Below are 7,127 nucleotides of genomic sequence, written 5' to 3' on the forward strand. Positions count from 1 at the left end.
GAAGGTTCGCGCCTCCAGCTTCCTCGCTCGGGACCGGATCGACAACCTGTTGGATGCTCACACCCGGGCCGCCGCGCTCATCGTCATCGGCAACGGTCGAAGGCAAGCCGCACATGATCCGCAACCATTTGCCGAACGGCGGGGATGACCGCGAATGTCGATAGCTCAAAGCCGGAACATGGGATGGGCAGCCATCGTTCTGGGGTGGCTCGGGCTTCTGCTTGTGGCCGTGACGGCCCTGGTTCTCTTCGAACGCCAGCGGCTGTCCGCGGAATTGCAGGCCGAGGCCGAGATCCTTCACCGCGAAGCCTCGCAGCGCGCCGATCAGCATGACGCACACCTGACCTCGCTGTCGGCCCTGGCCGTGGCCAGCGCCGCCGACCGGCAGGTTCTGTTTCTCGAAGTCGCCGCCACGATCCTGAGGTTCTATCCCCGGATCGCGGCCGTCGATCTGGTGCCGCTCGACCGTCCGGACCGCTACGTCACAACGCGCCCGGGACTTTCGGACAGGCTGGCCGGGATCATCGTCGCGGGCGCGCGGGCGTCACATGGCGAGCTCGTGCTGCGGCCCGATCCCGAAGCGGACGGCCGCTACCTCGTGATCAAGCGCAGCCCCAACACCGACGCCGCCCGCTTCGGACTGGCGCTTACCGTCGATGTGGAAACGATGCTGGCCTCGGACGACGATTTCTGGACGCGACCCTCGGTGACGCGCAGCCTCGCCCTGCCTGGGGGAAGGCTGCTGTTCGGCACGCCGCCCGGCGATGCGGCGATGCGCTTCGCCGCACCGCTCGGCAGCGGCTCGCAGCCGCTCGTCTTCGAGGCCGGGATGTCGCCGCAACTGGCCGATCTGTTGCCGGCGGGCCGGGTTATCGGGATCCTGGGTGGGGTGTCCGTGCTCTATCTCCTTGCGCTTCTCGGGCTGCGGCAGCGTGTGCGGGCACGGCGCGCCGAACGTCTGGCAAGCCTCAACGCCGCGGATGCCAGGCTTGCCCATGCCTCGCGCGTCAACGCCCTCGGCGAAATGGCCAGCGGCATGGCGCATGAGCTGACGCAGCCGCTGACCGCCATTCTGTCCCAGGCCCAGGCGGGGCGGCATCTGGCGAGACGGGGAGATGCCGGCGGCTCCGAAGCCAGCTTCGGGCAGGTCGTCGAGCAGGCGAAACGCGCGGCGGTGATCCTCGACCGGCTGCGCGACTGGACAAGGCCGCAATCGGAACGGGCCGAGCAGGCGCCGATCAACGAGGCGATCGGCAATGTCGAGGCCCTGCTGCGGCGCGACATCGAAGCCACGCGGGTCACCCTGTTGACCGACCTGTCGGCAACCCGCAACGTTACGCTGCGCCTGGACCGGATCGCATTGGAGCAGATCGTGTTCAACCTTGTCCGCAACGCGCTGGAGGCGGTGGCGACAAGCACCGAAAAGTGGATTCGGCTGACCAGCCATCTTGCGGAAGGTGGCGTCGTCCTGGAGGTCTCCGACAGCGGCCCCGGCATACCCGACGCCATCCGCGCGCGGCTGTTCGAACCTTTCGTAACCGGGAAGCCCGAGGGCACCGGCCTGGGGCTGGCGCTGTGCCAGAGGCTCGCGGAGCGCATGGGAGGGACTCTGACCCTGGCCGAGAGCCGTATCGGGACCGTGTTCCGCCTGTGGCTGCCCCTGCCAAGCACGGACAACCGGGAGGCGGCGGAATGAGCCTGCCGGTCTATCTTGTCGATGACGACGAGGCGGTGCGCGAGGCGCTGTCGCTGCTGCTGCGGACGGTCGGCCTGACGGTGCGCGGCTTTGCCGGGCCCGAGGCGTTCCTCGGCGCGCTCGACCGGCTGGAGCCAGGCTGCCTGATCCTCGACATCAGGATGCCGGTGATCTCGGGGCTGAAGTTGCAGGAGCAGCTTGGCGCGCGCGGCATTCGCTGGCCCACGGTCGTGATCTCCGGGCACGGCGATATCGAGGCCTGCCGCCGCGCCTTTCGCAATGGCGCTATCGACTTCCTGTCCAAGCCGGTGGACGAAGAGGACCTGATCGACGCCATCCAGAAGGGCCATGCCGAGCTTGAGGCGAGGTGCCGCCAGGCGTCCGAGATCGGCGAGGCGCGGCAGCTTCTGGCGCGGCTGACCGGGCGGGAAGCCGAGGTGCTGGAGATGGTGGCAAAGGGGCTGACCACCCGGCAGATCGCCGAGGCGCTGGCCCTGTCGCCGCGCACTGTGGACAGCCACCGGGCCGCGATCGGAACCAAGGCCGGGACGACCTCGACCGCCGAGCTGACCCGGCTCTGGCTCGACGCGCGGGAGGGTCCGTAGAACTACCGATACCGCCGCAAGCCCTACGAATACCGGCCGGCGGCTGCCGCCCCTAGGTTCGCCTCGTCACACCAAACAAGGAGAACCGACATGATCCGCAATCTCGCCCTGGCGGCCGCCCTGCTGGCCCCTGTCTCCGTCGCCGCGCAGGACCTGCCGACGGCCCCCTACCTGCCGCTCGACATGGCCGCGGCCGCGGCGCGCGCGGCGGTGGATGCCTGCTTTGCCGAAGGCCATAATGTCAGCGTCGCGATCGTCGCCCGCAGCGGCGTGACCAGCGTGGTCCTGCGCGCCGACAATGCCGGTCCCCACACCGTGGGCAGCAGCATCGGCAAGGCCTTCACCTCGGCCAGCATGGGCCGCGATACCGCCGGACTTGCCGGCTTCATCGGCGAGAACCCGGCCAATGACGGACTGCGCGACATGGATGACCGGTTGGTGATCCAGGCTGGCGGCCTGCCGATCCGGATCGGCGGCGCGCTGGTCGGCGGCATCGGTGTCGGCGGCGCGCCGTCGGGCGACATCGACGCCTCCTGCGCCCGCGTCGGCCTCGATGCGATCGGCGCCGAGTAATCCGGGATTTCAATCCGGCGGCCGGTCCTTCGGAGCCGGCCGCTCCACCAGGGATCGCAGGCATGAAACACGCAATTCTGAGCATCCTGCTGGCCGTTCTGGCCGGAACCGCCCAGGCCCAGACCGCCCCTTCGGCCACCGAGATCGCGGCCTATGAAGGTCTTCATCGTGCCGCGCAGGAGGGCGATGTCGAAACCATTCGCCGCCTCGCCGGCTCGGGTGCCGATCTCGACACGCGCGACCGGGCCGGGCGGACACCGGCCCATGTCGCCGCCTTCGCCTCCAACGACGCGGCGCTGCGCGCACTGGCCGAGGCCGGCGCGGACATGAACGCGCTGGAAGACCGCGTCTACGACGTGCTGACCATTGCCGCGGTTGCGGACGATCCCGACATGGTGTCGCTGGCCATCGAACTGGGCAACCGTCCGGACCTGATCACCAGCGTCTACGACGGCACCGCGCTGATCGCCGCCGCGCATCTGGGCCATGCCGAGGTGGTTCGCCGCCTGATCGCGGGCGGGGCGCCGCTCGATCACGTCAACAACCTCGGCTGGACCGCCCTGATGGAAGCCGTGGTGCTGGGCGATGGCGGCCCCGATCACGTCGCCACCGTCCGTGCTCTGGTCGAGGCGGGTGCGGACCGCGGCATCGCCGACCGCGGCGGCGTGACGCCGCTGCAGCATGCCCAGGCGCGCGGCTACGACGAGATCGTGGCAATCCTTCAGGCGGACCGATAGCCGGGGAGAGGCGGCGACCGCCGGCACGTTGTCACGCCGTTGCCTGCGGCCGGCGCCGCCCGGACCTCCGGCCTCACTCCATTGCCTCGGCATAGCGCTCCGGATTGAAGCGCGCGACGAGGATGGCGGCCGCGGCGAGCCAGCCGAGATGCATGACCCAGCCGCCGGCAAAACTGCCGGTGGCCTCGTAGATCCGGGCCAGGACAAGGGGCGGAACACCCGAGAGGATGAACCCCCCGCCCTGCATCAGCGCCGCGAGCGGACCGGCCCGGGCCGGGTCGGGCAGATGATCGAGCGCCACGATGAGGCAGAGCGCGAAGCTGCCGGCCAGGCCGACGCCGCAGATCGCCACCCAGAGCATCGGAACCGCCGAAGGCGCCACCACCAGGCCGGTAAAGCCAATGGCCTGCATGGCGATGCAGGCCCATAGCCAGGGGCGGCGGTCGGGCCGGTTCCGGGCGAGCAGCGGCAGAATGACGGCGCCGAAGCCCTGGCTGATCGCCATCGTCGAAATCAGCGCGCCGCTTTCGCTGCCGCTCCATCCCTGCGCCTGATAATAGGGGGCAAGCCAGGCGATCAACGACGAATAGCTGCCGTTGATCAGTCCGAAAACCGCCATCAGGACCCAGGTCCTGCGGCGGCGGAGAAGCCGCGCGACCAGGCCGCGCTCGGGACGGACAACCCGCGTCTCGGACAGGAAGCGGGCGGCGGTGGCCAGGGCAAGCAGCACCGGCAGCGACAGGAAGGCCAGGGCCGAGGTCCAGGGCCATCCGCTCTCGACCAGCATCGGGGTAAGCTGCGCCCCCAGGGCGCCGCCGGTCATGATCATCGCCGAATAGAGCCCGGTCATGCCCGCCACGCTGGCGGAGAACTTTTCCTTGATCAGCCCGGGTACCGCCGACTGGATGAAGGCCACGCCCGCGCCGCAGAGGACGGCGGTCAGGATCAGCACCGCGCCGTTTATCGCAAAGATCCGCAGTGCCGCCCCCAGAAACAACAACGACAGTGCCACCATCAGTCCGCGCCGGGTGCCGTACCGCGCCTGGATCGGGGGCGAGGCGAAGGCCCCGATCCCCATCAGCAGCATTGGCAGCAGGGTCAGAAGCGACAGCGCGCCGGCACTCAGCCCGGTGTCCTCGGCGATGCGCGGCAGGATCGGGCCGGGCGCGGCGAGGAAAGGCCGCAGGTTGAGCGCGATCACGACGATGAGGAACACCAGCGCGGCCCGCCGAGGTGCGGGCATCCCGACCCTGCCTGTCATCATCCGATCCCGGGACCCCGCCGCCGATCGTGCCGCCCGGACCCGGTAGATGCCGGGCCGTTCGACGGCGTTGGGCGGCTCATGGCGGACAGACGCCGATGTCCGTTCTTCGAGCGATTGTGACAACTCATCCGCGATCCCGGCGATCGACAGGCCGAAAGGCGCGCCATTCTCCGAGCGACAAGGCGTCTGGGGGGGCGGCTCGACCAAGACAATCCCGATGTATTTCCATTCGCAGAGGTCCACAATCTCCAGACGTTCGAACAAACCGGCATCGCCGTCAGGTCGGCCCGCCCGCTACCCTCAACAACCCGCCGGACTTGGCGCCGAAATATCGGCAGTTTCAAAGTCTTGATAGCTCAAGCACCTTACAGCGGGCGAAGACGATCATCCTTCTGGCGTGCGATGCAGTAAAGCGGCCAATTGACACCGAAGCAAAGTTAGTATATAAAATTGGAACCGGTTCCAAAAAAATGATAAGCGCCGGGGGGAGGAGACGTTAGTTGGAGCGCAAGCCGACACTCGACGACATTGCTCACCTCGCCGGCGTGGGGAAGGGAACGGCCTCCCGCGTGATCAATGGCGGAACTCACGTGCGCAAGGAAACACGTGAAAAGGTGATGAAGGTCATCAATGACCTGGGGTATCGGCCGAGCAGCGCGGCACGACGCTTGTCCCGCCGGGTGCCGCTTCGGTCCGTCGGCGTGCTCGAATCGGTTCTGACGGCGCCGGCATTCGTGGATCGCCTGCGCGGCATTCAGGACGTTATCGAGTCCAAGGAAAAATTCGAGCTGACACTCTATTCCTGCACGTCTCCGGAACGCCTCAAGCAGAAGCTCGATCACATCGCGGACATGCACACGGTCGAGGCCCTGATCGTCGTCGATCTGGATGTGTCCGAGGATCAACGCGCGAGACTGGCATCGGCGGGGGTCACGCTCGTCAGCATCAGCAATGCCGCGGGAAGCGGTCCGCAGGTGGGGATCGACGACGAGCGCGGCGGCTATGTCGCGACCCGCTACCTGCTGGAGCTTGGCCATAAGCGGATTGCCTATCTGGGAGACGTGTTCCCCGATCCGTTCGGCTTCAAGACCAGCCGCAACCGCTACCGCGGCTATGTCCAAGCACTCGAAGACGCGGGACTATCGATCGGTCAGGAATACGTTCAGCTCGGCAAGCACGGCAAAGCCGAAGCGCAAGCCATGTGTGCAACCCTCCTCAGCCTGCCCGACCGTCCGACGGCGATTTTCGCCATGACGGACATACAGGCGCTGGGATGCCTCGAGGCGGCACGCGAGGCGAAGGTCAACGTCCCGCAGGACCTGTCGATCATCGGATTCGACGATATCGAAGCGAGCTCTCACGTGGGTCTGACGACGGTCACGCAGCACCTGTCCGAAAGCGGAAGAGTCGCCACACAATACGTGCTCGGGGTGCTGGAAGGACGGCGGACGGGAGATCCGCCGTCGCTGCCTGATGTCGAAGTGGTGGTTCGAAGGACGACTTGTCCACCACGAGAGGAGGGTCAATGAAGATGGAGGAGAGCCGACCAGACGTCCAAAATCCAATCAGACACGCAAATTCACTTCAGTGGAAAGAAAGTCAGGAGAACAAAATGCTGCAATCAAAGTGCAGCGGCGCTCCGGTTGTCCCGGAACGCCGCGGTGTCAAAAAAGAGGGAACTGTTTGGAAGGCAGTGGCATCCCTCTTGCTCTCGACAGCAGTCTTGGCTCCGTCATCTGCATTGGCGGAGCCGGGCGAGATCACGGTGTGGCGTCACATCGGCGATCTCCAGGCAGAGATGGACACATTCGCTTCGTTCGTCAAGGGCTTTAACGAGTCGCAAAGTGACTGGAAAATCAAGTGGGAAGAGCTTCCGCAGAAGTCGTATAGCGACTCCATCAACGCGGCTGCGCTCTCCAACAACCTCCCTTGCGTGATCGATGTCGATGGCCCGCTGATTCCGAACTACGCTTGGTCGGGGAATCTGATTTCGCTCGATGACTACATGACGCCCGAACTTCGTTCGGAGATGCTGCCGTCGACCATCGGCAGCTACAACGGCAACGTCTATGGCCTGGGGCAGTTCGAGGCCTCCCTGGCCATCTGGGCTCGCAAGAGCGTGCTCGAGAAATACGGAATTCGCATCCCCACCGGCGTCGACGATCCGTGGAGCAAGGACGAATTCGACGCGGCTCTTGCCACGCTGAAGGACTCCGGCGAATTCGAGACGGCCATCGACCTGTTCACCTTCT

The 7,127-nt window shown here is 66.6% G+C and carries 7 protein-coding genes; 6 read left to right on the forward strand and 1 reads right to left on the reverse strand.

The genetic code is table 11. The features are described from left to right. Positions 1–154 precede the first annotated feature (154 nt). The 4 genes from KDJ86_RS08740 (at position 155) to KDJ86_RS08755 (ending at position 3,611) form a co-directional block, all read left to right on the forward strand. Entirely contained in the window at positions 155–1,696 is a 1,542-nt protein-coding gene (locus KDJ86_RS08740) for a sensor histidine kinase (protein ID WP_291744756.1), read from the forward strand. Further along, positions 1,693–2,301, forward strand: a complete 609-nt coding sequence (locus tag KDJ86_RS08745) for a response regulator transcription factor (protein WP_291744758.1) — start codon at positions 1,693–1,695, stop codon at positions 2,299–2,301. Before KDJ86_RS08740 ends, KDJ86_RS08745 begins: the two co-directional genes overlap by 4 nt. Before the next feature lie 90 nt (positions 2,302–2,391). Beyond that, positions 2,392–2,874, forward strand: a complete 483-nt coding sequence (locus KDJ86_RS08750; protein WP_291744759.1) for a GlcG/HbpS family heme-binding protein — start codon at positions 2,392–2,394, stop codon at positions 2,872–2,874. Positions 2,875–2,936: 62 nt separating this feature from the next. Continuing rightward, positions 2,937–3,611, forward strand: coding sequence for an ankyrin repeat domain-containing protein (locus tag KDJ86_RS08755; protein ID WP_291744760.1), 675 nt, complete (start codon positions 2,937–2,939; stop codon positions 3,609–3,611). Between the two features lie 73 nt (positions 3,612–3,684). On the opposite strand, the gene KDJ86_RS08760 is transcribed toward KDJ86_RS08755, so the two are convergent. Continuing rightward, entirely contained in the window at positions 3,685–4,872 is a 1,188-nt protein-coding gene (locus KDJ86_RS08760; RefSeq protein WP_291744762.1) for a cyanate transporter, read from the reverse strand. A 503-nt stretch (positions 4,873–5,375) separates the two neighbouring features. Here KDJ86_RS08760 and KDJ86_RS08765 point away from each other — a divergent pair. Next, positions 5,376–6,404, forward strand: a complete 1,029-nt coding sequence (locus KDJ86_RS08765) for a LacI family DNA-binding transcriptional regulator (protein ID WP_291744764.1) — start codon at positions 5,376–5,378, stop codon at positions 6,402–6,404. Beyond that, a partial coding sequence (locus KDJ86_RS08770; RefSeq protein WP_291744766.1) for an ABC transporter substrate-binding protein occupies positions 6,401–7,127 on the forward strand: 727 nt, incomplete at its 3' end. The genes KDJ86_RS08765 and KDJ86_RS08770, both read left to right, overlap by 4 nt.

This window comes from Bauldia sp. (genome assembly GCF_020442045.1).
In the GTDB taxonomy this organism is placed as follows: Bacteria; Pseudomonadota; Alphaproteobacteria; order Rhizobiales; family Kaistiaceae; genus Bauldia.

What these genes read in the sequence shown, in the direction of transcription:
- KDJ86_RS08755 (WP_291744760.1), top strand. Translation starts at nt 2,937, where the DNA reads ATGAAACACGCAATTCTGAGCATCCTGCTGGCCGTTCTGGCCGGAACC.
- KDJ86_RS08750 (WP_291744759.1), top strand. Translation starts at nt 2,392, where the DNA reads ATGATCCGCAATCTCGCCCTGGCGGCCGCCCTGCTGGCCCCTGTCTCC.
- KDJ86_RS08740 (WP_291744756.1), top strand. Translation starts at nt 155, where the DNA reads ATGTCGATAGCTCAAAGCCGGAACATGGGATGGGCAGCCATCGTTCTG.
- KDJ86_RS08760 (WP_291744762.1), bottom strand. Translation starts at nt 4,872, where the DNA reads ATGACAGGCAGGGTCGGGATGCCCGCACCTCGGCGGGCCGCGCTGGTG.
- KDJ86_RS08745 (WP_291744758.1), top strand. Translation starts at nt 1,693, where the DNA reads ATGAGCCTGCCGGTCTATCTTGTCGATGACGACGAGGCGGTGCGCGAG.